Annotated in this window: 22 protein-coding genes and 1 pseudogene; 11 read left to right on the top strand and 12 right to left on the bottom strand. The window is 36.9% G+C overall.

Annotated elements, in window-relative coordinates; all coding sequences use genetic code 11:
• Window positions 1–1,700: 1,700 nt before the first annotated feature.
• Window positions 1,701–3,509, top strand: a complete 1,809-nt coding sequence (locus AC6HZ4_RS27930) for a reverse transcriptase domain-containing protein (protein ID WP_497495918.1) — start codon at window positions 1,701–1,703, stop codon at window positions 3,507–3,509.
• Window positions 3,510–3,775: 266 nt separating this feature from the next.
• Here AC6HZ4_RS27930 and AC6HZ4_RS27925 read toward each other — a convergent pair whose 3' ends face one another.
• Complete coding sequence (locus AC6HZ4_RS27925) at window positions 3,776–3,952, bottom strand: hypothetical protein (protein ID WP_497495917.1); 177 nt, start codon at window positions 3,950–3,952, stop codon at window positions 3,776–3,778.
• 259 nt (window positions 3,953–4,211) lie between these two features.
• On the opposite strand from AC6HZ4_RS27925, the gene AC6HZ4_RS27920 reads away from it, so the two are divergent.
• The gene (locus tag AC6HZ4_RS27920) at window positions 4,212–5,036 is read left to right on the top strand and encodes a CPBP family intramembrane glutamic endopeptidase (protein WP_497495916.1); all 825 of its coding nucleotides are present in this window, start codon (window positions 4,212–4,214) and stop codon (window positions 5,034–5,036) included.
• A gap of 377 nt (window positions 5,037–5,413) precedes the next feature.
• Window positions 5,414–5,614 carry a cold-shock protein gene (locus AC6HZ4_RS27915; protein ID WP_497495914.1) on the top strand — a complete coding sequence of 67 codons (201 nt, stop codon included), beginning with the start codon at window positions 5,414–5,416 and terminating at the stop codon, window positions 5,612–5,614.
• Window positions 5,615–5,730: 116 nt separating this feature from the next.
• Here the strand turns inward: AC6HZ4_RS27915 and AC6HZ4_RS27910 are convergent, their stop codons facing one another.
• The 3 genes from AC6HZ4_RS27910 to AC6HZ4_RS27900 form a co-directional block, all read right to left on the bottom strand.
• Window positions 5,731–6,933: a S1C family serine protease gene (locus tag AC6HZ4_RS27910; RefSeq protein WP_497495913.1), complete on the bottom strand. Its 1,203-nt coding sequence runs from the start codon at window positions 6,931–6,933 to the stop codon at window positions 5,731–5,733.
• A gap of 329 nt (window positions 6,934–7,262) precedes the next feature.
• Window positions 7,263–7,442 (bottom strand): DUF3896 family protein, encoded by a 180-nt coding sequence (locus AC6HZ4_RS27905; protein ID WP_497495912.1) that lies wholly within the window; start codon window positions 7,440–7,442, stop codon window positions 7,263–7,265.
• An 85-nt stretch (window positions 7,443–7,527) separates the two neighbouring features.
• Complete coding sequence (locus tag AC6HZ4_RS27900; protein WP_497495911.1) at window positions 7,528–7,764, bottom strand: DUF2933 domain-containing protein; 237 nt, start codon at window positions 7,762–7,764, stop codon at window positions 7,528–7,530.
• 664 nt (window positions 7,765–8,428) lie between these two features.
• On the opposite strand from AC6HZ4_RS27900, the gene AC6HZ4_RS27895 reads away from it, so the two are divergent.
• Entirely contained in the window at window positions 8,429–9,874 is a 1,446-nt protein-coding gene (locus AC6HZ4_RS27895) for a L,D-transpeptidase family protein (RefSeq protein WP_497495910.1), read from the top strand.
• Between the two features lie 412 nt (window positions 9,875–10,286).
• Here the strand turns inward: AC6HZ4_RS27895 and AC6HZ4_RS27890 are convergent, their stop codons facing one another.
• The 4 genes from AC6HZ4_RS27890 to AC6HZ4_RS27875 form a co-directional block, all read right to left on the bottom strand.
• Window positions 10,287–10,433, bottom strand: a complete 147-nt coding sequence (locus AC6HZ4_RS27890) for a hypothetical protein (protein WP_497495909.1) — start codon at window positions 10,431–10,433, stop codon at window positions 10,287–10,289.
• 218 nt (window positions 10,434–10,651) lie between these two features.
• Window positions 10,652–11,689: an LCP family protein gene (locus tag AC6HZ4_RS27885; protein WP_497495908.1), complete on the bottom strand. Its 1,038-nt coding sequence runs from the start codon at window positions 11,687–11,689 to the stop codon at window positions 10,652–10,654.
• Window positions 11,690–12,058: 369 nt separating this feature from the next.
• The gene (locus tag AC6HZ4_RS27880; protein ID WP_497495907.1) at window positions 12,059–13,069 is read right to left on the bottom strand and encodes a rod shape-determining protein; all 1,011 of its coding nucleotides are present in this window, start codon (window positions 13,067–13,069) and stop codon (window positions 12,059–12,061) included.
• A 201-nt stretch (window positions 13,070–13,270) separates the two neighbouring features.
• The gene (locus tag AC6HZ4_RS27875) at window positions 13,271–13,465 is read right to left on the bottom strand and encodes a Mur ligase family protein (protein WP_497495906.1); all 195 of its coding nucleotides are present in this window, start codon (window positions 13,463–13,465) and stop codon (window positions 13,271–13,273) included.
• 539 nt (window positions 13,466–14,004) lie between these two features.
• Between AC6HZ4_RS27875 and AC6HZ4_RS27870 the strand changes: the two are divergent.
• From AC6HZ4_RS27870 to tnpC, 6 genes and pseudogenes are all read left to right on the top strand, one after another.
• Window positions 14,005–14,334: pseudogene (locus tag AC6HZ4_RS27870) on the top strand (DUF4158 domain-containing protein); the annotation flags it as partial.
• A gap of 432 nt (window positions 14,335–14,766) precedes the next feature.
• Complete coding sequence (locus AC6HZ4_RS27865; RefSeq protein WP_497495905.1) at window positions 14,767–15,963, top strand: MFS transporter; 1,197 nt, start codon at window positions 14,767–14,769, stop codon at window positions 15,961–15,963.
• Window positions 15,964–16,519: 556 nt separating this feature from the next.
• Window positions 16,520–17,506 carry a 2,3-diaminopropionate biosynthesis protein SbnA gene (gene sbnA / locus AC6HZ4_RS27860; protein ID WP_497495904.1) on the top strand — a complete coding sequence of 329 codons (987 nt, stop codon included), beginning with the start codon at window positions 16,520–16,522 and terminating at the stop codon, window positions 17,504–17,506.
• 163 nt (window positions 17,507–17,669) lie between these two features.
• Window positions 17,670–17,864, top strand: coding sequence for a hypothetical protein (locus AC6HZ4_RS27855; protein WP_497495903.1), 195 nt, complete (start codon window positions 17,670–17,672; stop codon window positions 17,862–17,864).
• Window positions 17,861–18,214, top strand: coding sequence for an IS66 family insertion sequence element accessory protein TnpB (gene tnpB / locus AC6HZ4_RS27850; protein ID WP_497495902.1), 354 nt, complete (start codon window positions 17,861–17,863; stop codon window positions 18,212–18,214). Before AC6HZ4_RS27855 ends, tnpB begins: the two co-directional genes overlap by 4 nt.
• A gap of 90 nt (window positions 18,215–18,304) precedes the next feature.
• Window positions 18,305–19,876 (top strand): IS66 family transposase, encoded by a 1,572-nt coding sequence (gene tnpC / locus AC6HZ4_RS27845; RefSeq protein WP_497496002.1) that lies wholly within the window; start codon window positions 18,305–18,307, stop codon window positions 19,874–19,876.
• A 226-nt stretch (window positions 19,877–20,102) separates the two neighbouring features.
• Here the strand turns inward: tnpC and AC6HZ4_RS27840 are convergent, their stop codons facing one another.
• Both AC6HZ4_RS27840 and AC6HZ4_RS27835 read right to left on the bottom strand, forming a co-directional pair.
• On the bottom strand, window positions 20,103–20,303 hold the full coding sequence (locus AC6HZ4_RS27840; protein WP_497495901.1) for a hypothetical protein: 201 nt from the start codon (window positions 20,301–20,303) through the stop codon (window positions 20,103–20,105).
• On the bottom strand, window positions 20,296–21,240 hold the full coding sequence (locus AC6HZ4_RS27835) for a hypothetical protein (protein ID WP_497495900.1): 945 nt from the start codon (window positions 21,238–21,240) through the stop codon (window positions 20,296–20,298). The genes AC6HZ4_RS27840 and AC6HZ4_RS27835 overlap by 8 nt, the downstream gene beginning before the upstream one ends.
• Before the next feature lie 511 nt (window positions 21,241–21,751).
• On the opposite strand from AC6HZ4_RS27835, the gene ltaS reads away from it, so the two are divergent.
• Window positions 21,752–23,686: a lipoteichoic acid synthase gene (gene ltaS / locus AC6HZ4_RS27830; RefSeq protein WP_497495899.1), complete on the top strand. Its 1,935-nt coding sequence runs from the start codon at window positions 21,752–21,754 to the stop codon at window positions 23,684–23,686.
• A 132-nt stretch (window positions 23,687–23,818) separates the two neighbouring features.
• On the opposite strand, the gene lhaT is transcribed toward ltaS, so the two are convergent.
• A complete protein-coding gene (lhaT, locus tag AC6HZ4_RS27825; RefSeq protein WP_497495898.1) occupies window positions 23,819–24,412 on the bottom strand; it encodes a lipoprotein heptaprenylglyceryl N-acetyltransferase LhaT in 594 nt (197 codons plus the stop codon).
• A 174-nt stretch (window positions 24,413–24,586) separates the two neighbouring features.
• The gene (copZ, locus tag AC6HZ4_RS27820; RefSeq protein WP_497495897.1) at window positions 24,587–24,790 is read right to left on the bottom strand and encodes a copper chaperone CopZ; all 204 of its coding nucleotides are present in this window, start codon (window positions 24,788–24,790) and stop codon (window positions 24,587–24,589) included.
• Window positions 24,791–24,804 lie beyond the last annotated feature (14 nt).

Genomic DNA, 24,804 nt, shown 5'->3' with positions numbered 1-24,804 from the left:
TAAAGTACGGCTGGTACATGCCAGCTGTTTTTATTTTCTTCCTACTTTTTGGGTTGAGGCGGCCGGGGGTGTGTGGGGCAGAGCCCCCACGTATGCGTGTAGACATATAGAGTAAGAGATATATGTAGGGGTAATACCAGCGTCCGTGACACCAGGGGTAAACGTATGTAAACAAATGGTAAATCAATGAGAAAAGTTCCTAAAAGGACGAGTATCGGAACAAAACCTTTGCTTGTAATGCTGATTTGCACATAATTGACTGGATTTTTAACCATTCAAAATGGACAAGTTCCGTTTCCTAAAACAAATTCGGAACATCGTTAAATCGTTGTGGCTACAAGATTTTGAACGCTACTTTGCCCTGGTGACAGCTACGCTGGTTCTGGGCCAATAACGAATGTTATGGTGCGACAAGATGTCGCTTTCTTATAGTGTAGCTTACGCTACTAGTTTAGACGCAAAGACTATCCCTGTCCGAAACTGCGTATCTGGTAACGGATGCGTGGGTTGCATGAGGAAATGTGGAAACAGAGGGTTTGCGTACAACCCGGAACACTGCTAGGGGAAGATGAGTATGGTGAACGAAAGTGAAGGTTTGTAAGCTTTGTAAGCGTTAGCTCGAGATAGTACGCAGTCTCACTCGGGTATTGGCAAGAGGAAAAGTAGATTCATAATGCTACTATGCTGCGTCCCACATCTTGTCCGGAGTAAAGAACCCACCTAACCTCGTCGTATCTATAGGATGCGGAACTTGGTAAGCCCTATGTCATCTGTACAAACAGTAGGGAGACCGTAAGGTCAAACGATGTGACAGAGGGTAAAGGATACGAGAGAAAGCAAATGCCGTCATCTCGAAAGAGAACAGGAAAGCAGGAAACTGTATAACTGGACGGATACTGTCGTCTTTACAGACAAACCCATGACAGGCCCAAAAGGGAGCCCACTTCTCGTTGGTCTCTCGTAGGAACATAAGGTTATGGCTATTTTCTGACGAAAGAAGCGTACTGTTATGTATACCTCCAAACGGAGCGTCGGCGTATGCTTAACTTATCCATCAGGATTGTGAAGAAGATACGATAACAAATGGACCTGCAATGGGAGGCTTGAGCCGCTGTATCTCGAAAGGGATTCGCACGGTTCGTGCGCCCGTAAGGGCTCTATAAGATTCTACCTTGGCAAGTAGTAGGCAAGGACACAATATGCCTATCGTCACCTAACTTATCCAGAAAGGAAACTAACTGGGGAGTGAAGCATGTTAGGAAAGCTGTAAGTTGCCTAGTTACCAAGGCACGACTGAATAGCAAGACGAAACGTAATAAATAAGGATGAAAGCTATACTGCTTAAATGACAGCCCGAACGAGCATAGCGGGGCTTACAACGAAAGGTAACTGATTGACGTTGTATAACTCAAGGGGAATATTAAAAGAACCGGAATATTTCCTTGTGTCTCAATGAGTTACGTAACCCTAATGAAGGGAAAAGGACGAACGTCACATCCGACATTATTACAAGCTATCCGTAGAGTGCTAAACGGGGATTACCTAAGTTGGAATGCCTAAATGGCTATGATTATAAGAATCTGAATATCCAATATGGTAACGGAGTTTCCGTAGTAGTCCGAGATAGGGAAAGCCTATTACATGGCGAAGGGAAACAGTCTAATCGTTTAATATTGAATGAGGAAGGAGCGTGAGGCTCCATGAGAAGTCCAAATAGCGTATTAAACAGTCTAGCCTCTAAGTCTTCAGATGTTTCGTACCAATTTTACCGGCTGTATCGAAATCTATACAATCCCGAATTTTACTACCTAGCATATCAAAGATTATACGCTAAAACAGGAAACATGACTCCAGGCACAGATGGAAAGCTTATTGATGGAATGAGCCTGGAAAGGATAGATAGATTGATTGAATCCATAAAAAATCAATCTTATCAACCTAGACCGGCTAGAAGAGTGTACATTCCAAAGAAAAATGGAAAACGAAGGCCTCTTGGCATTCCATCCATGGATGACAAGTTAGTTCAAGAGGTTATTAGAATGCTGCTTCAAGCTATATATGAAGGCGGCTTTTCTGAATATTCTCATGGATTCAGACCAAATAGGAGTTGCCAAACAGCACTAGAGCAGGTACAAACTTACTTCAACGGAACACGTTGGTTTGTAGAAGGGGATATTGAGGGTTTCTTTGATAACATCAACCACCATAAGTTGATTAAGTTATTAAGGCAGCGGATAAAAGATGAACGCTTTATCAACTTACTGTGGAAGTTTCTGCGAGCGGGTTACCTAGAGGATTGGAAGTATAACAAAACATATAGCGGCGCACCGCAAGGTGGCATTATCAGTCCTATACTGGCGAACATCTATCTAAGTGAGTTGGACAGGTTCATAGAGAAATATGTTCAAACTTTTAACAAGGGATTAAAGCGAAAGCTAAACCCATCTTATGTAAGAATTAGTGCGAGAATAGACTATCGAGAAAAAATCCTTAGAGTAAAACAACTAGAAAAAGAACAGCGCGATAACATTGTACAAGAAATAAAGAACTTGCGGAAAGAAAGAGAAGTCCTTTCATCTACGGATCCAAAAGATCCGGGGTTCCGTAGGATGTACTATGTAAGATACGCAGATGACTTTCTGATAGGTATTATTGGAAGTAAGTCAGAAGCAAGGTACGTAAAGGAAACACTCACTACGTTCCTTCGGAACGAGCTGAATTTAAGGTTATCAGAGGAAAAAACCCTTATCACACACTCTAGAAAACCAGCACGTTTCCTAGGATATGACATAGTCATTTCCAGAAGTAGAAGTGCTAAGAAATGTAAAGACGGCATAACTAGGAAAACTAACTCATACAGCTGCAAATTATTCGTGCCAAAAGAAAATTGGGTAGGCAAACTAAGGGATTTAGGGATACTTAAGATAAAGCCGGATGGTACATGGACCCAGGTCCACAGAACAAGTTTAAAAGACTTAGACGACCTCGAGATATTAAACATTTATAACTCGCAAATTAGAGGCATGTACAATTACTACAAGATAGCCAATAATGTCAGTGTACTTAACAAGTTTTATCATCATATGAAATACAGCATGTACAAAACATTTGCCGGTAAGTATAAGTCCTCCATTTCTAAAATCCTTAGGAAATACAACCATAATGGGGTTTTTACCATCACATTTGAAACTAAAAAAGGTGCCAAACAGCGTACCTTGTATTCTCAAGGGTTTAAACGCCAGAAGTACGGACGTTCAGACCATGAAATCGACATATTGCCGAATGAACAGGAGAATAAAGGTAGGACTAGCCTTGTAGAGCGACTCAGGGCAAAGGAATGCGAATGGTGTCGGGAAACCGGAATACCGCTTGAAATACATCATGTACGCAAGCTAAGAGACCTAAAGGGAAGAAAGAAATGGGAACAAGAAATGATTGGTAGAAGACGAAAAACTATGGCTCTTTGCATACCATGCCATCAGGATTTGCATAGTGGTAAGCTAGACTAAGATTAGGCGGAGAGCCGTATACATCGAGAGATGTACGTACGGTTCGGCGGGGAGTTCTTGGAAACCTATTGTAGCAATATAATAAGGCGCTGGGTTCTTACCCGACTCAGGGGAGGAAGGGGCAGTGATGCCCCTAACTTACCCGACTCAACCAGCCTCAAATGAGGCTGGCTTCGTTTCTTAGCGTACATTATCCACGTTGTAACGGACGGGAACTCCTTATAGAGGTAATACCAGCATAGCTGTTACTACTTCAAATAAGTGAGTTATTTTAATTTAAATGGAATTTCTTCTTTATAAGCTTCAGTATATTTCTTAATCAATTCCTCTTTTTCACCTTCGCTATTAATTGGGCTGTCACCGCCAACAGGAATTAGTGTATGCCACTTTTCTTCCTCAAAATATCTAGTTACAAACAAGTAGGTTTTTCCTTCCTCAATCATTTTATCGCCTTCCATCAAAAACAGATAATCTTCTTCGTACCCACCCGCTTGGTTAACTTTTATTGTACCGTTTAATGGATTGTCCCTTTCTAGTATATTTTGCTTTTTGACTCCGGATAATGTGCAATTATGTTAACTAGAAATGAATAGCATATACAGAAAAAGTTTTCTTACTATTATCCAGACGGTAAAATTAAGGAGGGAAGGGACGTTTATTTTTCACATTGTAACAAATCTAAAATTATGAAGAGGAGTGTTTATGCTGAACAAAAGTATTAAGGGCTTTGAGATAAGAGTATTTCTATTTGTTATTGCGATAGGTTTAGCTTTTTTCCTAAGCAATGTTTTTGTTACCTTTTTTCATTTATCAGCCGATAATCCAACGGAGAACGAGTTGATATTCTCCATTCAAGGGATAATTTTTAACATTGGCATTGTTAGCTGTATCTTTTTTATTTGGACCCGCCTTGATAAAAAAGACATTGTAGACTTAGGTGTATCTTTTTCTAAGAGAAGTAGTCTTCAAATTCTCAAAGGATTATTATTTGGTTTCTTGGGTATAACTCTTTTATTTTTTATCCTTTTATTTTTAAAGAGTATAGATTTTAAGATGAATGAATTGCATCCATTAAAACTTATTTTAGGACTTTTCAGTATGCTGTGTGTCGCTTTCGGCGAAGAACTTCTTTACAGAGGCTATATACTTCAAAATTTGATAGCAAGACAAACAAGGACAAAAACTATTATCATATCAGCTATCATATTTTCCTTGGTTCATTCAGCTAATAGTAATTTTAGCAGTTTCGCCTTTTTAAACATATTTCTCATTGGTTTGCTTTTTGCTTTGGTAACAATACAAACAGGTAATATATGGACAAGTTTTGGGTTTCATTTTATGTGGAACTATACGCAGGGGTATATTTTTGGTTTCCCTATTAGCGGAAATGATACAACCAAAGTGTTTGAAATTAGATTAATAAATTCTCCATTGCTAACAGGTGGAGAATTTGGACTTGAAGGCGGTATACTTTGTACAATCTTATTAATAATTTTGCTGTTATTAGCTTCAAAAAAACACCTCTGACAAAGCTCAAAAGTACGTCAATACATATATATTGGAAAATAATTACTTACGCATTCGCGCGTTATGTAAACAATAAAGCCAGTTGGAATAAGCGACTTTTTGATATTTAATGATTTGCGTACGTGATTTATTGGTATGTATGGAAACGACGGGTAAAACGTTATAACAGAGTGATTTTTGCTTTTCTGTTGGTGAAGTGCTATAGTGGCTTTAAACCATTTTGCTTTTAATATCATAGAGATTTAAATAAACTGTAACTTCAGGGGGGAGCAAGGTTAAAACCCTCAGAGGTTGCAGTTTTTTATATCTTTTTATTACTTGTAAAATGGTCGAAAATAGATATGTACATAAAGGTACATTGTAGGAGGATTTTTTTCATGGAAAACGGTAAAGTAAAATGGTTTAACAGCGAAAAAGGTTTTGGATTTATTGAGCGTGAAGGTGGAGAAGATCTATTCGTTCACTTCTCAGCTATTCAAGGTGAAGGGTACAAGTCATTAGACGAAGGTCAAGAAGTTACATTTGATGTTGAGCAAGGCAATCGTGGACCTCAAGCTACTAATGTAAGAAAAAAATAATTGGAATGGAAGAGAAGGGTATTACCTTCTCTTTTTATCTTGGAACACTGATTATGTAAAGGAACTAACGAGATCCGAATCATGTCTCGTTTTTAAACATAGTCAGTGGGGTTCTCTTATTGAGAATTTGCATTAAGCTTAATTGTTTTCTCCTGCTTTTGCCCATCGCGATAGAAGGATACCTTCATTTCATCTCCACTTTTTTTCTTTTCATACAGGTATTTCCTGAACTGTACAGAATCTTTCACTTCTTGGCCATCGAGCGCTACCACCACGTCATACTGCTGTAAGCCTGCCTGTGCCGCAGGAGAGTTTGCAGTTGTTTGCAAAATAATGACGCCGCCTGTCACCTCTTTTGGAAGATTTAACTGTCTGCTTGCAGACGTTGACAGTTCATCCAGAGAACGAAGCTGCACCCCAAGAAACGGACGCTGCACCCCTCCATTCTTTTCAAGTGATTCAACAATTGGTTTTGCTGCATTAATCGGAATCGCAAAGCCGATTCCTTCCACAGCTTCCTGTGCAATTTTACTGGAATTAATACCGATTACTTCGCCGTTTTCATTAAACAATGCACCACCGCTGTTACCAGGGTTAATAGAAGCATCTGTTTGCAATACTTGTGCCTGCCAATCCGATACGCCATCTTGATCAATATCTACCGGTATTTCACGATTCTTGCTGCTGATAATACCTTCTGTAACGGTTCCATCTAAACCAATCGGATTCCCGATGGCAATCGCCTGCTCACCGACACGCACCTTATCGGAATCACCAAGGGTTGCGATCGTTTTGATATTCGTTCCATCAATTTCGACAACAGCTAAATCCATCCACTTATCTGCCCCGACAAGCTTAGCTGCAATTTTTTGACCGTTTGCAAGCTTCACCTCAAGACGCTTTGCCCCTTCTACTACGTGATTATTTGTAATAATAAGAGCTTTATTTCCTACCTTTTTATACACAACACCAGAGCCGGAACCAGCCTCAGAATCCTGTGTACCAAGCGTATCCGTTGTTTGATAGTTAATGACGCCGACCACAGCTTCCTTTGCCCCCTGAATCATACCTGCAAGATCCGTTGCCTTCATATTCTGCACAACCGGAACAGCGGTCCCTTCGCTTTGCTGCATCTGTTGAACAACAGAAGCCTGTCCTTCTTTATTTTGAAGCACCGGTATATAGGACATGGAAGCAGTCACAGCTGCAGCTCCGATAACCGCTCCAACGAAGCCGGAGAAAAAATAGCCCTTCCTGCTGCGGCGCCGTGGTTTTTCTTCGAATCTTGTAGTTATCTCAGTTTGATCGTAGTAGCCCATAGTCTATCGCCCCTCCAGTTTATCATACTTGTATAATACAAAATCTTGGTGAAATTCTAGTGAAATACATGAAACTGAAGCAAATTACTTTCCCTCTTCCATTTTAAGCAAAATTCCACAAAATCGCACATATTCTCCTTCTCAACACTCGTTAATTTGATGGTGACTGGGTGATTTCCCCACTAATCAGAGATTCAAATTGCAACTCTGTTTATTATTGAATTCTTCCTACCCGACTAAACAGACAGCCCCAATCGGGGCTGTTTTTCGTATCTTAGCGTATAAGTAAGTCTTATTAGACTTATTATCTATTTGATGAAGGTATGGCTTTATTTACGGTTTCCTCTTTCAAAATCATTCATTTCTGCCCATTCCAAAATATATTCTAAGTTATCGATAGACGAGTATAAGGTTTCTTTTTCCTTTGATGTTAAGGAAGGGCTTTGCCATCTTGCTAACAAATTAGATTTCTGGCTTTCTAATTTCCCCTTACTTCTTGATAACTGCAAATCGGTATCGTGTAATTAGGTTGAGCCTTCTCGATTATTAAAGTACACTGTTCATTTTTAGAATGAGAATAATAGGTTTATGGTACTAAGATAGATTTGCTTGCTTTAGATCTTGTAGTTCTTTTAGCATCTTACTGTTTTCTTTTGATAATTCCTCAACTTTTGCTTCGAGGGAAGAGAACTTATCTGCAGAATGTTCCTTGTGCTTGTGACCACCGCAACAACTTCCTTTTTGATGCTTGTGGCCTCCATGCATTCCTCTCATACAAAGAATCATCATGAGCGGACATAGTAAAAATAATAGAACGTTTAGCCACTGCATTCTAACAACCTCCTGAGAAAATAATGTGTAGTGTGTATGCTGTGTATGTGTTATTACAGGAATCTGTTCCTGTGATGTCAGTATAAGACATAAATGTCAAGAACTTGTGCAGATTAGGCATAGTCATAAAAAATTCAATTTATCATGTATGCAGAGTTTTATTCAGCTTGGCGCGTTGCCCTTTCTCGTAGTTTTTTTGGGTATTGGAAAGTTTTTTAATCATTATATGACGTGAAATTTTACGCAAGTTTTCTCGTTAATTGCAAAAGAAATATCCCTGCGCGAACTGAAGTAGTCTGCATAAGGCAGAGCCCTGAACTGGAATGTATACCTTAACTGTAGAAACTTCTTAGTAGATAAACTCTAAAAAATTGTTGTAGTCGTATTTCCCCACTCATGATACAGTTCCTAGAACAAATAAATATATAAAATTTCCATCTATATACAAATAACGACAAAGTTCATACCCTAGAATCAAGTAGAATAATAGTAACAATTTAAGCATCAAGGTAAACTAATCGTAATAATTCAAGTGTTAATACGAAATATTTGTAACAATTTAAATGTTAGGGTAAAATAACTAGAAGTTTTTGGATGTAAAACCAAACATTCAAAATTGAGGAACGGCGATAGTTTGATTACCAGATATGTGGAGGGAATAGGTATGGGAAATGCGGCAAACGAATTAGTTGAAGAGATTGATAAACCGCGGATAAAATCATTCAAACGGTTTACAAACTGGAAGTTTATCACAACAAGTATAATCATTATGATTGCACTCATATTTGGGGCAATCAGCTATTACCAGGCAAACCACTTTAATGCAAACATCAAGATTAATGATACAAATGTTGGTGGATTGACCGCTGATCAGGCACTTGAAAAATTAAAAACATCTGAATTAAAAAACGTAGTATATGTTGGACAACAACAAATTTTAGATGAAAAAGATACGAAGATGGGATTTACAGATGAAGATTTGTCAGATGTCAAAAAATTATTAAGAAGCCAGCGCACATTTTTTCCTTCTTCGAAGACAAAGAATTATTCATTAATGCCTAGCGAACTGGATCAGTACCGAAGCCAAACGCTGAAAAAACAAGTGGAAGAAAAGCTCTTATCAATGAATAAGAGTTTAATAGCACCACAAGACGCACAGGCTATTCTCGAGCAAGGTAAAATTACAATCTCAAAAAGTATCGATGGACAGCAGTATGATGTCGCCAGTCTATTAAAAGATTACGAGAAGCAGGAATCTAATAGTGAAATCCACCTGAATCCTGTATACATACAGCCAATCAAAGAAGACAATCCGATTGTAAAAGATGAAGAGAAAAAACTACAAGAACTCCTTCAACAAACCATTGATTATAAGGTACAGGATAAAGTTTATTCTTTAAAAGCCAGTGATTTAATTAAAAATGCCTCAGTGTCAAAAGATATGAAAATCACAATTGATCCAAGTGATATTAAAAATAAAATTGCTGAGATTAACAATGCTCAATCTACATTAAATAAAAACTTCACATTTAAGACCTATTCAGGTTCAGTCATATCTGTTAAAGGACAAGGCTATGGTTGGGCAATAAATGTTGAAAAAGAAACAACACGGATGATAGAAGCTTTTGAAAAAGGAGAGAAATCTCTTCCTGCTTCTAATATTTACGGAAAAGGCTGGGATGGTGAAGGCTACGGTTATGAAACTACAACGAACAATGGCATTGGCGATACGTATGCTGAAGTGTCAATTCAAGACCAGCGTATTTGGCTTTACAAAAATGGACAATTAGTATTAACAACTCATGTGGTTACTGGCAAACATAGTACCAAGGAAGATACATCACCAGGAGTGTGGTATATCCTTTATAAACGATCACCGTACACACTTAAGGGCAGTGCAGTAGGCAAGCCGGATTATTCCGTTGAAGTTGATTATTGGGCTCCATTTACGAACGATGGCCAAGGATTCCACGATGCCAGCTGGCGGACAAACTGGGCAAGTGACACCTATCTTACTGCAGGATCAGGCGGTTGTGTCAACGTCCCACCTAATGTTATGAAGGCGGTGTATGACAATCTCAGTCCATATGAGCCGGTTATCGTTTATTAAGAATTGGCAGTCTATCATGGACCTGTTTAAAAATCTATAATGTCAGCGAACGTTTCAATAGCACCTATTAAATAAAAACAAGAGAAGAAGGAAATCTATCAATTCATGATTTCCTTCTTCTTTATTTATAACTATCTATAATACGCACTCCTCATGTGCAGATTAGAAAAACAATCGTATACTTACACTCAACTACCACAAAAAAACTCATGTATCTATGGTACGATTATAATTTATATAAACTATAAAACAAAAAAATATCCTAAAATCTTAGGATACCCTCTCAACATTCTTCTTAGTTATCTTAACCTCTATATAGTAAGGCTTAAACGTCCTTCAGAATGCTTCGCTCCCGTTCTTCAACAACTTTTGGTACTCATCTATGCCGTTTCAGCTCTTCAAACTATTACAGTCACAGAGCAGCCGATGTAGTTAGAGTCATAACCAAATTCATAACAATTTCCACAAACTTAACTAAACTAATAAAAGAGAATCCTAAAACAGAAAGTAATGCTAGACCAATCACGAAACCGACAGATGATATTACTTTTCTCGTCATATCCAATCTCTCCTCCGTATATGATTAACTATCATACAGTTTGGTCAAACACCACTCCTATTATTCACCTATTCTTACTTTTTTCCTTCTATAAATAAAAAAAGATAACCTATGAAACTAATAATATTTTCGTATTTGACAATGAGGTTCCTATATATAGAGGAAAAAGAGGCAAAGGATAACACTATCCTTTGCCTCTTTTGTTTTTAAAGTAATTATTAGTTTGCTTCTTCATCTGTATTTTTAGTTGTATCTGTGACTTCATCTGTTTTGGATGCTAATGCAAGGTGTTGTTTTAATACTTCTTTAATTTCCTTTACACTCTGTTCATCAGGCTCCGCGTAATAAATGTTGTTAATATATTCATCGGTAGCTTTGATTTGCAGCTTGTCCATGTTTAATTGTGTTCCAAGCATGGTTTTTACAACGCCAATCATATCATTAAAAGCCAAGTTGGTCTCCATCTCGCCTCCTACCGCTTCGATTAAATTTGCCATTTTTGTAACGGAATTAAGGGAAAGTGCTTTTTTTGCAATTGCTTCAATGATGAGTTGCTGGCGCTGTCCACGCATAAAATCGTTATCAATGTAGCGTGCTCGCGCCAAGACAAGTGCCTGTTCTCCATCCAATTTTTGATAGCCTTTTTCTACTTCCACAAAACCACTTTTTTTACTGTTAACATCGGTAACGGAAATCGGAACATCCATCTCAATTCCCCCTAAAGTATCAACAATTTTTACGAAGGAATCGAAGTTCAATTTTACGTAATAATCAACTGGTACATCTAAGAAGTTTTCTACTGTTTGAATCGTACCGTTCTCGCCATCATATGCGTAGGCATTGGTAATTTTATCTTTTCGTTTTTTATTTGGAATGTATACATATGTGTCGCGAGGAATGCTTACAAGTTTAATGGATTTATCATCCTTATTTAACGTAGCTAAAAGTAACGCATCTGTTCGGAAGGAACTTCCAAAATTTTCGGTATCTTCTTTCCGTGCTTCACTTTCATCCACACCCATAATTAAGATAGAAATATTGTCTTCTAAGGGCTTTACTGCTTCTAAGCGTTTATTAGATTTATCGCCGCGATCTAAGCCTTTATAGGCTGCCTGAGCGACCTGCCCTGCTTTTGTATATAAATACGCTGTATAACCTATTCCCCCAATGAGAATAAAGAGGAGAGGGAGCATCAAAAATACAGCGATTCTTCTTCGTTTTTTATATTTAGGGTTATAACGTAAACTGCGAGACATCAACAATCCTCCTGATACCATTATATAAATATGCATTCACATAAAACGTACGTTTTATCTGTAGACGTAAGTATGAGTGTATCACCTTTCTTCCTATTTTTTCCACAAAGCGCCCGTCCATTAAAGTAGGGAGCATACTATCTAAAATGATTAAATCATACGAATGTTCTTTTATATCATCTAATGTAGTTGCTCCATCTTTTACTTATATAATTCTGTATTCATTCCAAAGATGAATACTTAGTAAATTCATCATATATCGAAGGATTCAACCAACTGTTTTAGAAAATAACCACGACACCTACTTTTTCATAATGTTTACAGAGTGTCGAGGAAAATTTTGATTTTTATTTAATTGGAGAACATACTCTATTTAACTGCAGTTTTAAATAATTGAATGTTATCTAAAGCTTTCCCTGTTCCAATAGCTACACAATCTAGAGGATTATCAGCTATATGAACTGGAATGTGTGTTTCCTCACTAATAACTTTATCTAAGTTCCGCAGCAAAGCTCCACCACCCGTTAACACAATTCCTCTATCCATAATATCTGCAGCCAGTTCTGGTGGAGCAGTTTCCAATGTACTTTTCACTGTATTGACAATAGCAGAAATTGTATCTCCTAATGCATCTCGAACTTCTTTAGCCTGAAACATAATGTTTTTTGGCAATCCTGTCAAAAGATCTCGACCACGAATTTCCATATCTGCAATGTCTTCCGTTTCTCCGGCAGAGCCGATTTCTATTTTAATACTCTCCGCCGTACGTTCCCCAATCATCAAATTATGTTTCTTTCGAACATAACTAATAATCGATTGATCCATCTCATCGCCAGCAACACGGATAGATTTGCCGGTCACAATTCCGCCCAAAGAGATGATTGCGACTTCTGTTGTACCACCGCCAATATCAACAACCATGCTTCCGGTTGGTTCCCATACCGGTAAACCCGCCCCAATTGCCGCAGCAAATGCTTCTTCAATCAGAAAGGCATCACGTGCTCCCGCTTGTCTAGCCGCATTAATTACCGCACGCTTTTCAACCATTGTTATTCCAGACGGCACACAAACCATTACATACGGCTTTTTACCAATAAAACCTTGTTTTTGCGCTTCTTTTATAAAGTGCTTCATCATCGTTGTCGTTGTCTCATAGTCCGCAATAACGCCATCTTTCATCGGGCGCATGGCAACCACGTTTCCAGGTGTACGTCCAATCATATTCTTTGCATTATTACCGACTGCAATAATTTGATTTGTATTGGTTTGTATCGCAACAACAGATGGTTCCCGCACGACAATACCTTTCCCTTTAACAAATACAAGTGTGTTTGCTGTTCCTAAATCGATTCCCAGATCTTTTGCACCTATACCAAACATAGTGTTTCTCCTATCTTGTGTTTAATTGTTGTTAAATATATTAGAACATTTTCTCAATCTGAAGCTGTTAGTAATAGAAATTTTGTTGATACATTTCATCATCTTTTCCTGTAATAAAAACCTAAAAACCCACTATTCTTCATCCATCTGATCCAATGTCTGCTTTATTGCTAAAGTACGGTTAGGTATGACATGCCCTCCTTAATTAACAAATTCATCTCTACTCAACGTAAGTTGCTTTAGAGTATCTGGAGTGTTAATTTTTGAAGGACAAACTTGACTATTTACAAAATTCTTCACCGTACCAAATGTGGAATAGGTTTGGCCGGATGGTTTCAAAATATATTTGAGCATAAAAGAAGTAGTGGTTTTCCCATTTGTATCTGTTATGCCCATTACAATCTTCTTTCGTGAAAGATTACCGCAAAACTGACAAGCTATCCTAGACCATCCTAGTTAGAGCTAAACGGCTGTTGGGTACTTGAATATAGGGGACAGATAAAATCATTCAAATTTTTCTCTCCTGCAATTCCACTCGCACTAGCTTCTATAGCATCTTCAATAAAATCGTGACCGTCCATACTTAATATCAGGAATAGATTTATTGACAAGTATTTCAATACGTTTTAGCAGTATGTTTAATTTCGATAAAATCTCACCCATGGATCACATAATGAATTGTGAAGTTTGAAAATTTCTTTAGAGCCTTCAAAAATAAACATTCAGACTATAATGTACTATAAAATTTTGAAGAAAATATGGAGAACGGGAATTTGTTATAAATTTTCCTTCTATTGTTATTCAAAATGTATCTGGGATGGGCGCGTATAGCAACGAAACCAAAATGGAGTTAAGCAGTAGTGGACATTGATTTTAATTATTATTTTTATGTATTAGCAGACATAGAAGGGATACTGCCATCAAAATGAAAAAGCATGATAAGCAAATTATCAGAAGCACCACGTAATAAACTGATGGATTTATCACATTTACAGAATGGGACTTAGTAAAGTTTCGTACATTTTCTCAACATAATCTAGACTTGATTTTCCAGCATCGTAGAGACAATTAATGGCTAGGATTTTCAATTCAATTGGCACTTGTTCGTTATTCTGGCTGGGCTTTATCTGAGTACAGAGATATCCCAAAAGTCAATAATTAATTCCATAGCATAACAGTTACAATTACTGTCTGAGTCTTTTATGAGCTACGCCCAACATGAAAATACATTATGGGAGCGTCTAGGAGAAATTCGAGGGGAGCATGGAGCATAAGGACGGTGCCCCTACCTGGCCCCCCCGATTATATCAAAAAAGCCTGTGGGGACATGGACAAATGGTTCCAACTCATTGTGGATTAGTTCTTGTTTAAGGAAGGTAAGTGCAATAAATATGTAATCCGAGTATCCTTCTTATGGAGAGAGCAGGGATTGGATGGTATACAAACGAAAGCAGCACCTCAGAAGGGTGCTGTTTTCATATGATGGGGGTCCTGACGTTAAGTAAGAAGAATTTAATGAGGATATAATCAATAGGGTATTTTAATTATTGACTTTACACTATCGAAATAGTCTTAATATTTTTGAAAAACAATGATACAGACTGTTAATGGAATCTGCTTAAAAACTGCTTAAATAACTTGTAGTATATGGTTGGAATAACAAATTAGCAAATTTCAATGATAAAGGAGAGGACGTGTTGTTTAATAAAAAATTACTTTCTAACTTTGGGATAGGAACGTGGCTGATTATACTCATTCAATTTATTGCCTTCTTTACTTTTTTTATGTTTGTGCCTTTCATCTCTACCTATTTTGTTAATCAACTGGATTTTTCATTAGCTTTTGTAGGCACTGTACTCTCACTTAGAATCATTAGCCAACAAGGTTTAATGATGTTTGGAGGCTTTTTAGCTGATCGATTTGGTTATAAGAAATTAGCAATATCTGGATTCATTTGTCGTGGAATAGGGTTTATAGGGTTAGGTTTAACTGACCAACCTCTCCTTATTATTATTGCGATCACCTTAAGTGGATTCGGGGGTGCCCTGTTCATCCCAGCCTTAAAGGCGACACTGACCATGTTTACACCTCTAGACAAGCATAAAGAAGCCTTTTCCATAATGAATATCGTTGAAAATGTTGGAACTGTTATGGGGCCTTTAGCTGGGCTATTCTTTAAAGAAGAAGATTTCTTCTTATTATGTCTTATTTCCGGTTCTCTATTTTGGGTTATAGGGTTTATAGCTTTATTTCTTCCAAATCCACCATTATTAAAACAGCATGGTTCTTGGATTGAAAAAAGCTTGAAAATTATTCGTCATAGGAGCTTTATACTTTTAGTCTGCACCTTAATACCATTTCACTTCATTTATCAACAATTATATCTAACGTTTCCTATTATTTCTGAAAAATTGACGGGGTCTTCAAGCTGGATTTTCTCTTTTGCTACAGTCAACATTATTTTACTTCAAATGCCTGTTTTACATTGGTTTAAAGATCGTAGTATGAGATCTATATTTGTTTTACCTTACCTGTTTATGGGTTTATCTTTTGTAATTTTAGGATATTCAGAACAGATATTACCTTTAATAACAGCACTGATTAGTATCGCGTTTGGTTCTATGGTACTACTCCCCTCTTTTCAAGATTATGTGGCCTACATAGCTCCTAAGGAGTCTTTAGCTGCATATTTTGGGTTTTCTAATATGGCTATGGCTATAGGAGGATCATTAGGTAACCTGTTAGGAGGTGTTTTATATGATCTATTTATAGAAATATCAAAACCTCAATGGTTTTGGCTACTCTTAAGCATAATTTGTATTCTACCTATAATAGGAGTTACTAGACTTAAACATACAAGTTCCAAAAGTATTTCCAGACAACACATCTCTTAAATAGATAAATGTAAGAGGAGATATAAATTATGTACTTACTGATTTAAAAAATTAATAAACATTGACTTTTTATTTCTCTCCATGAGCCTACAGAACAAATAGGCCTAAACAAAGTCCCTATACTTTTAGAGAAAGAAAAGTGTTATATGGAATCTATTGATGGACACTCCAATGATAGAGGATAAATGATAAATACTTAATTTTTAATGGAATCCATCAGGCTTCAGCTTTAAAAGTATTTGACTTGGTTACAAACATGTACCTGTTCAAATAGTAAAAACGTAGCAAATTCAAATTTTTCATGGGAACATATTGTACCTTTAAGTAAATAGTTACAATAGCTCTACAAGATATCAACTTTAAAGTGGTCTTCACAAAAGTCTCAAGATTACTCTTTAATTGCTACTATTTCTCTAGATTTTCTTATCTCGGGAAATATGAATGAAACAGAATGGTATCAACTTCTAGAAAGATTTCAAAGTAAGATTCGTTTGTATTCTGAGGGCATTTTTCTTTATAAATCATAATCTCAGTTAAAAAGGAGCGAAAATCAATTATGACAAATATAGTTCAAACTTTTAACTCTAACATAATCAACTCTATTAAAGATTGTATTGGAAATACCCCTTTATTCCAACTAAATAACCTGTTTCCAGACTCCAATATTAATGTGTATGCTAAATTAGAAATGGTTAATCTCGGTGGAAGCATGAAAGATAGACCAGCGGAGTTTTTAATAAGAAAAGGGATGGAAGAAGGAAAGATAGATAGTAAAACCCATCTTATAGAGAGTTCTTCAGGTAATTTAGGGATTGCATTAGCTTTACTAGCGAAATTCCATAATTTATCTTTTACTTGTGTTGTTGATCCTAAAATTTCGAAAACAAATCTAAAAATGATTAAGGCTCTTGGCGCAAATATAGATATGGTGAAGGAACCAGATGAACATGGGGGCTACTTACAAACAAGAATAAAAAGAGTAAATGAGCTACTAGCTATTACTCCTAATGCATATTGGATTAATCAATATGCAAATGAAAATAATTGGAGATCGCATTATTATGGAACAGGCAGAGAGATTGTTGAGCAATTGGCTGGAGAACCCTTAGATATCTTGATTGCACCTGTTAGTACTTCGGGAAGCATTATGGGCATAAGCAGGAGGTTAAGAGAAACCTACCCAAATCTGACTGTAGTTGCGGTAGACGCAGTAGGATCAATTATTTTTAATTCTCCTTCTGCACCAAGAGAGTTGCCAGGGATTGGTGCTAGTCGGGTTCCTGAGTTGTTGAATAGGGATGAAATTGATCAAGTTATACATGTAAACGATTACGAATCTGCAATAGCTTGTCGAGAAATATTAGATAAAGAAGGAATATTTGCAGGAGGATCTTCAGGGTCTGTTGTCGGAGCTATTAAAAAATTAGTTCCAAGTTTGACAAAGAAAACTAATATAGTTACCATCTTTCCAGACCGTGGAGAACGTTATTTAGACTTAGTTTACGATGATCAATGGTTAAACAAAGTCAAAAGAATGCAGTAATTAGCGGATTTTTTTAAAGGATGGAAAGTTTGGATGAAAATCATGTGGTCTGCGATTTTTTTCTCTAGTAGCTTTACGGTAAGCCCCCAATCAAACAACGCATATAAACACGCAGCGCCTCCTGATACTATGAATGTATTAATTTAAGGAGGTGCTTTTTCATATGCCGCAACAAAAACTGACAATTGTCCCCGTAACTTTACATTCCGAGAATAAAGAGTCAATTAAAGCAACTTCCTCAACCATATCTTCCAATAGTGCTTGCACGATCAAAATGGAAAATGTGGAAATCTCCTTCTTCAATGGCGTGGATGAGCACATCATCCAAACGGTCATGAGGGAGTTGAAAAATCTATGAAACACGACTATACAAGTGTAAAAAACATTTACATCATTTGCGGTAAAACAGATATGAGAAAAGGTATTGATGGTTTAGCAGCACTGATTCAAGATTCTTTCGAACTTGATCCTTATGGCGATTCTATTTTCTTATTTGCAGGGTGGAGTAAGGATCGCTATAAATGTTTGTATTTCGACGGCGATGGTTTCGCCATGCTTTATAAACGTTTAGATAATGGCAAACTCCAATGGCCCAAAAGTGAAAAGGAAGTACGCAATCTTTCACAACAGGAGCTTCGCTGGCTTCTTGAAGGTCTATCTATTCAGCAACCAAAGGCCATTCAACCATCGCCCAAAGGTGTGTTCTAAATTCGTTAAGCCATTTAATTTTATCTTTATTCCTCAGTTCGAGCTAGTTATAATAAGATGAACGAAACCGAACGAAAAGTGGTGAATGATGTGGCAAACGCTTCTTCTACGAATGAAAATCAATACGAGAAATTAATTCGGCTGCTCGAAGAGCAATTGGCTCATTCGAATCAACAAAACAAAGACTTATCGAAACAGATTGAAGCGTTAACCGATCAAGTGCGCCATTTAACCAAGCTTTTGTATGGATCAAAAACGGAGAAATCGAAATATAACGCACCAGACGGGCAAGCGTCATTATTTGGTGATGATCCGTCTTTTAATGATCCTGAGCACACAGGAGAACAAAGCCAACAGACGATTACTTACACTGTTGTCCGAAAAGTTCAAAAGAAAAAACGAAATGACTCATTGCATGATGGTATTGAAGTAGAAGCTGTTCACCATCATCCGGAAAATATAATCTGTGACTGTTGCCAAGCGCAAATGATTGAAATTAGCAGTACAATCGTACGCGAAGAAGCGAAATTTATTCCTGCCAGAATGAAGAAAGTACAGCACATTGAACATGCTTATGAATGTAAAAATTGTAAGAGTGATGCATTTAACCAGGCACAAATTAAACGTGGTAAAGCGCCACAAGCTCCTATCCAACGTAGCATCGCAAGTCCTAGCGTACTTGCCAAAGTAATATATGATAAATTTTCGCAATACTTGCCCCTTTACCGTCAGGTAAAGGAATGGGAACGTTATGGTCTGAACACAAATGATAAGAACCTCTCCAATTGGGTCATTCGTGCATCACATGATTGGCTATTGCCAATTTACGAACGAATGAAGCAATTGATGATGACCAAATCGATTTTACATGTCGACGAAACATATGGACAAATCATCAACCGTTCTGATGGGAAATCCGGTCAAACCAATGCCTATAATTGGGTGTATAGAAGTGTGCCAAGCCAAGGACCAACAATGATTCTCTTTCAAAGCGCATTATCACGGGCTCGATCTGTCCTTGAAAGTTTCATAGAAGGCTATTCCGGAACGATAATTTGCGATGGTTATTCTGCCTATGGTAAGTTGGAAGGCGTTACCTTCGCTAATTGTTGGGCGCATGTTCGTCGTTATTGGCTGAAGGCGGACAGCAAAAATGGCCGTATTGGTGTGAATTTTTGTGACGATTTATATCGACTTGAAAGGAAATTCAAGCATTTGTCTCCGAGTCAGCGCAGAAAAAAACGCCAAAAATACTCAAAGCCAATCGTTGATAAATTCCTTAATTGGGTTGAAACATCACCCTTCTACGGAAAAAATGCCCTCGCGAAAGCAGCTGAATACACATTGAACAGAGCAAATGGACTCAAAGCATTCCTGAATGATGGGCGCATTGAAATTGATAATAATCCGGCCGAAAATGCCATCCGTCCCAACGTTCTTGGAAGAAAAAATTGGCTCTTCAGTGTTAGTGAAGCCGGTGCAAAAGCGAACGCCATATGTTTGAGTATCTCGGAAACAGCCAAAAGTAATGGCGTTGATTTCTACGAATACATAAAGAAACTTTTGACGGACCTACCGAATCTTGGCATCCATCAAAATCCTGAAATTTTAGATCAATTCATGCCCTGGTCAAAAAAGATCCAGCTGGTATGTAGCAAATAGATGAAATTAGCCGTATTTTTGATTAAAAAAATCAGGATATACGGCTATTCGCGATGCGTACCGTGAGGGTACGCTTATTTTTTATTTCGGGCTTACGTTATTGATCGCTTAAAGCTCCTTTAGTCTGATACTGAAGGAGCTTTAAATGGCCATTACTCTATAAAGATACATCCCTTTTGTTATATGAGTGAATAAGCGGGGGCTAGAAGAAAATTGTATCTAAAAATTAATTTTTCCCTATTGTAGAAAGCCATTTTGCAATCTTATATCCTACCCATAAGGTAATAGCAAACTCTAATACTACTAGAACAGGGTGTAAATCGGGAGCTAATTGAGTCGTTTCTCCTTCCTCATGGGCAAATACTTCTGTAAATGTGAAGAAATATGCTGTTAACGACAATACTATATACTTTAGATATTTACGCATGGTATCCACCTTCCGATGCGATTCGTTTCCCAAGCCATGTGAAAATCAAAGCTGATACGATAGCTCCTGCAATAGATATCACTATATTTGACCAGCTTTCATTTATTGGCGATTGCAATGACACGACCAGAGACAAGGCGGCACCTGCAATAATGGCTGCAATGTATATTCGATACTTTGTATTCTTGGTTAACAGGTAAACTAAGTCAAACACTACGCCGCAGATAAGGATTAAAATGGGAAAGTATAGTTCTATACTTGTGAATGACCAAGCCATGTATACTGCAAGTTTATAAATAAAAGCTATGCCAGTTACTAATGTACCAATCGGTTTTTTCATTTTAACTGTACCAAATGAAATAATAAGGGCTGCACAGCTCATGAATAAAAAAGGCCAGTAATCTCCGTAGAGTTCCCATCGGTTCTCTAGACTCCAGGCATCGTAAAGGTCATATTCCATTATAGAGAATTGGAAAAAGGCCAGAGCAAATCCGAGCGATAAAATCATCCCTGTTGTAAAGTTACGCTCGTGAGATAATTGGAACACTCCTAAAGGAAGTAAGACCCCACCAAAGATGATTAATAAATGTGGTGGACTCCAGAGTGTAATATCAAATCCCACCACACTATGATATATATCATCAACAATCCCTGCTATAAGCGGGAGAACTAAACCTACACCAATCAGTGCAAAGGATTTTACTTCTTTGATTTTTGCCGGAGAAAAAGATCCCATCTTTTGCGAACGAACAAAAACGATTCCAAGGACAGTTATACCACTCACAAAAATAGATGCATGAATAATTAAATGCGGCAATGTATAAAAGGTTTCTACTAGCTTCATTGCATGCCACCAAACGTCCCAATATCTACCGCTTAAAGCTGTTAATGCAAACAGAAGTAACCATAACGGCATAATTATTGGCTTTTGCTTCATTTTCCACCTCTTTATGCAGATTTGATACCGTTACTACACTATTTGTTATCGATGCTCTTCATTCCAAAATTCTCCGTTCTTTTTTGTATAGATATAACCATAAATATGTAAGTAGCTATAAATTCCTATATAATGAAGCGAACAGAGAAAAAGCAATTGACTCCTTCATAATTCATGTTCCAATGGACAGTGTTATGAAGTTGTTATTAAGTAAGGATTCTCACAGGGAATTAGATGGATAGGCTGTTACATGAGCTCTCTTTTAGTCATCATTGTAAGTTTCATAAATGTTCGTGTTATGAACCACGAATGGAATCTTTATATATCAACAGTTTCAGGAATTCGTGAAATATCAAATCGAATCTTTTCCACATGAAACCATTTGACTTTTTGTTATATAGGGTTATGATATAGTTTATGATTTATTTCTTGTTTGTGATAGATTTTTATTTTTATAGAATTTAAACATACTATTAATCGAAGTAAACTCAACTTAATAGAGGTGAAAACCATGAAGAACGTATTGACTAAGGGTCAAAATATCTTTAGCAAACATCTTATTTTTTTTCTTTTAGTAATTTTGTTATTTTGGGCAAAGACTTATATAGCTTATCGTGTCGAGTTTAATTTAGGAATTAGTAATTCAATGCAAAAATTCCTATTATTTATTAACCCAGTAAGTTCAGCAACCTTTTTCTTTGGACTAGCATTATTTGCAAGAGGAAAAAGAGCATACATTTGGTTAATAATTATTAACTGTATTATGTCTTTTGTTTTATATGCGAATATAGCCTATTATCGATTTTTTAACGACTTTATTACATTACCAACACTGACACAAACGAAAAACTTCGGTGATTTAGGCGGAAGTATTCTTGCGTTATTAAAACTATATGATCCATTATACTTTTTGGACACAATCATTTTAATGACTCTCGTAGCAACAAAATTCGTAAAACCAGAATCAATTCGTCTAGGTCGTCGTAAAGTAGTATTGGTATTTTTAACGGCTATCTTACTTTTTAGCATAAACCTAGGTTTGGCAGAAACAGATCGTCCACAATTGTTGACAAGAACATTTGATCGTAACTATCTGGTGAAATATTTAGGTATGTATAATTACACGATTTATGATGCGATCCAAAGTACGAAATCATCCGCTCAACGAGTTTTTGCAGATAGCAGTGATGTGACAAATACTCTTAACAACGTAAAAGCAAATTATGCAGAGCCTAATCCTGAGTACTTTGGTAAAGGAAAAGGTATGAATGTGATCTATATTCACTTGGAATCATTCCAAAACTTTCTCATTAATTACAAACTTAATGGACAAGAGGTAACACCATTTTTAAATTCATTAACACAAGATTCCAATACACTTTATTTTGATAACTTCTTCCAACAAACAGGACAAGGTAAATCATCTGATGCTGAGTTTATGTTGGAAAACTCTTTGTTTGGATTGCCGCAAGGATCTGTATTTACAACAAAAGGACGGAATACGTATCAGGCTGCTCCTGCTATTTTAGGTCAACAGGGATATACATCAGCTGTGTTCCATGGTAACTATAAGACATTTTGGAATCGTGATGAAATTTACAAATCATTCGGATACGATAACTTTTTTGATGCTAGTTACTATGATATGAATTCAAACGATGTACTCAACTATGGTCTAAAAGATAAGCCGTTCTTTAAGGAATCTGTTCCAATGCTGGAATCCTTAAAACAGCCGTTTTATGCAAAATTTATTACGTTATCGAACCATTTCCCATACCCTATTAGCAAAGAAGATGCAACTATTGAACCAGCTAATACAGGTGATGGAACTGTTGATCGTTACTTCCAAACAGCACGCTATTTAGACGAGGCTGTCAAAGGATTCTTTGATTACTTGAAACAATCCGGATTATATGATCGTTCTATTATTGTCCTGTATGGCGATCATTATGGAATCTCAGAAAATCGTGGTAAAGCGATGTCTCAAGTAATGGGTAAAGAGATTACACCATTTGAAAATGCACAATTACAGCGTGTACCACTAATTATTCGTGTGCCTGGTGCGAAGGGCGGTGTCATGCATCAATACGGTGGGGATATTGACGTTCTTCCAACACTTCTTCACTTATTAGGTATTGATACAAAGAATTATGTACAATTTGGTACAGATTTATTATCACCAGAGCATCAACAAGTTGTTGCATTCCGCAATGGCAGCTTTGTAAGTCCTACTGTTACTGCGCTAAATGGTAAGTATTATGATTCTGTAACAGGAAATCCAATTGAGAAAAATGATGAAATAGAACGTAATGAACGAATGATACAAATGAAGCTAAAACTTTCTGATAAGGTAGTGTACGGAGATTTATTACGTTTTTACACGCCTGAAGGCTTCCAACCCGTAGATCGTTCTAAATATGATTACAATCGTCGTGAAAATGAATAAGATGAAAAAGCATAAGAAAGTGGCTAATCCCCCTTTTTAAACCGAAATGGACTATCGCAAAAAACTAGTTTTTTGCGATAGTCCATTTTACACTCCTATTGTGAGTAAGGTATTAACGTGCTGACTTTAGGATTATTTCAGTGTTAAGTAAGTTCGCTTTTTACGAATACATAACATGTATGTAATACCGATAGAGGCAAAGCTTAACCAAAACGTGAAGTAGCCAATTGGTTGGTAGTATGTATCCAGTATCCCGTACCTAGGTACTTGTTGGAATACATAATCAATGATAACATCATGCAACGTCCAAATGGCCACTGCGATAAGATGCCAGGTTTTGATACGGTAAAAAGGTGCGTATAACAATCCCTGTACTGCCATAGCACCGTGAGATAGCATTAGCATGTAACCAGTCCAATGTAATTGCCCCTCTACGACAAGCAGTAGAATATTCATCACAATTGCCCACACACCATACTTAAAGAGTGTTACAATTGCAAGCGCCTCAACTAATCCCCAGTTTCGATTTAATAAAAAAGTTACTAAGACAAATACAAAAAACAAACTTGCTGTAGGACTATCTGGTACAAATGCAAGAAACTGCACGGGTGTTTCTGCTAATTGATACTTGTACCAAATATACCCATAAATAGTTCCAGCGGTATTAACTATAAGAAGGAACCATAAACAAGTACGACTTCTCAGTAGATGATATAATAATGGCACTGTTTTCTCCTTAACTTCCTAAAAACCCCCATTTTAATTTAAAAAATAACTACTTATAACTTATTCTCTGGTATGGGATTCGGACTAAAATTTATTCAAAATAATAAATAATATAATCTTTCTAGAATAAAAATAGGTCATGGATGGGTTTAATCCATAACCTATTTTTATATGTTACTTCACATCGTAACCTTGATCTTCAATTACTTCTTTTAGCTTTTCTACATTTACTTTTGTTTCATCATAATCCACGTCTACTGTACCTTCTTGTAAGTGCACTTCTACGTTTGATACACCTTCAAGCCCTGTAAGAGCTTTTGTTACTGCCATTTTGCAGTGATTGCATGTCATACCTTCTACGTTTAATTTGATTGCCATAATAAATTCCTCCA

Source organism: Ectobacillus sp. OTK (assembly GCF_059698935.1).
Note: the sequence above shows the minus strand (reverse complement) of the source record. Positions and strands in the feature narration are given on the sequence as shown.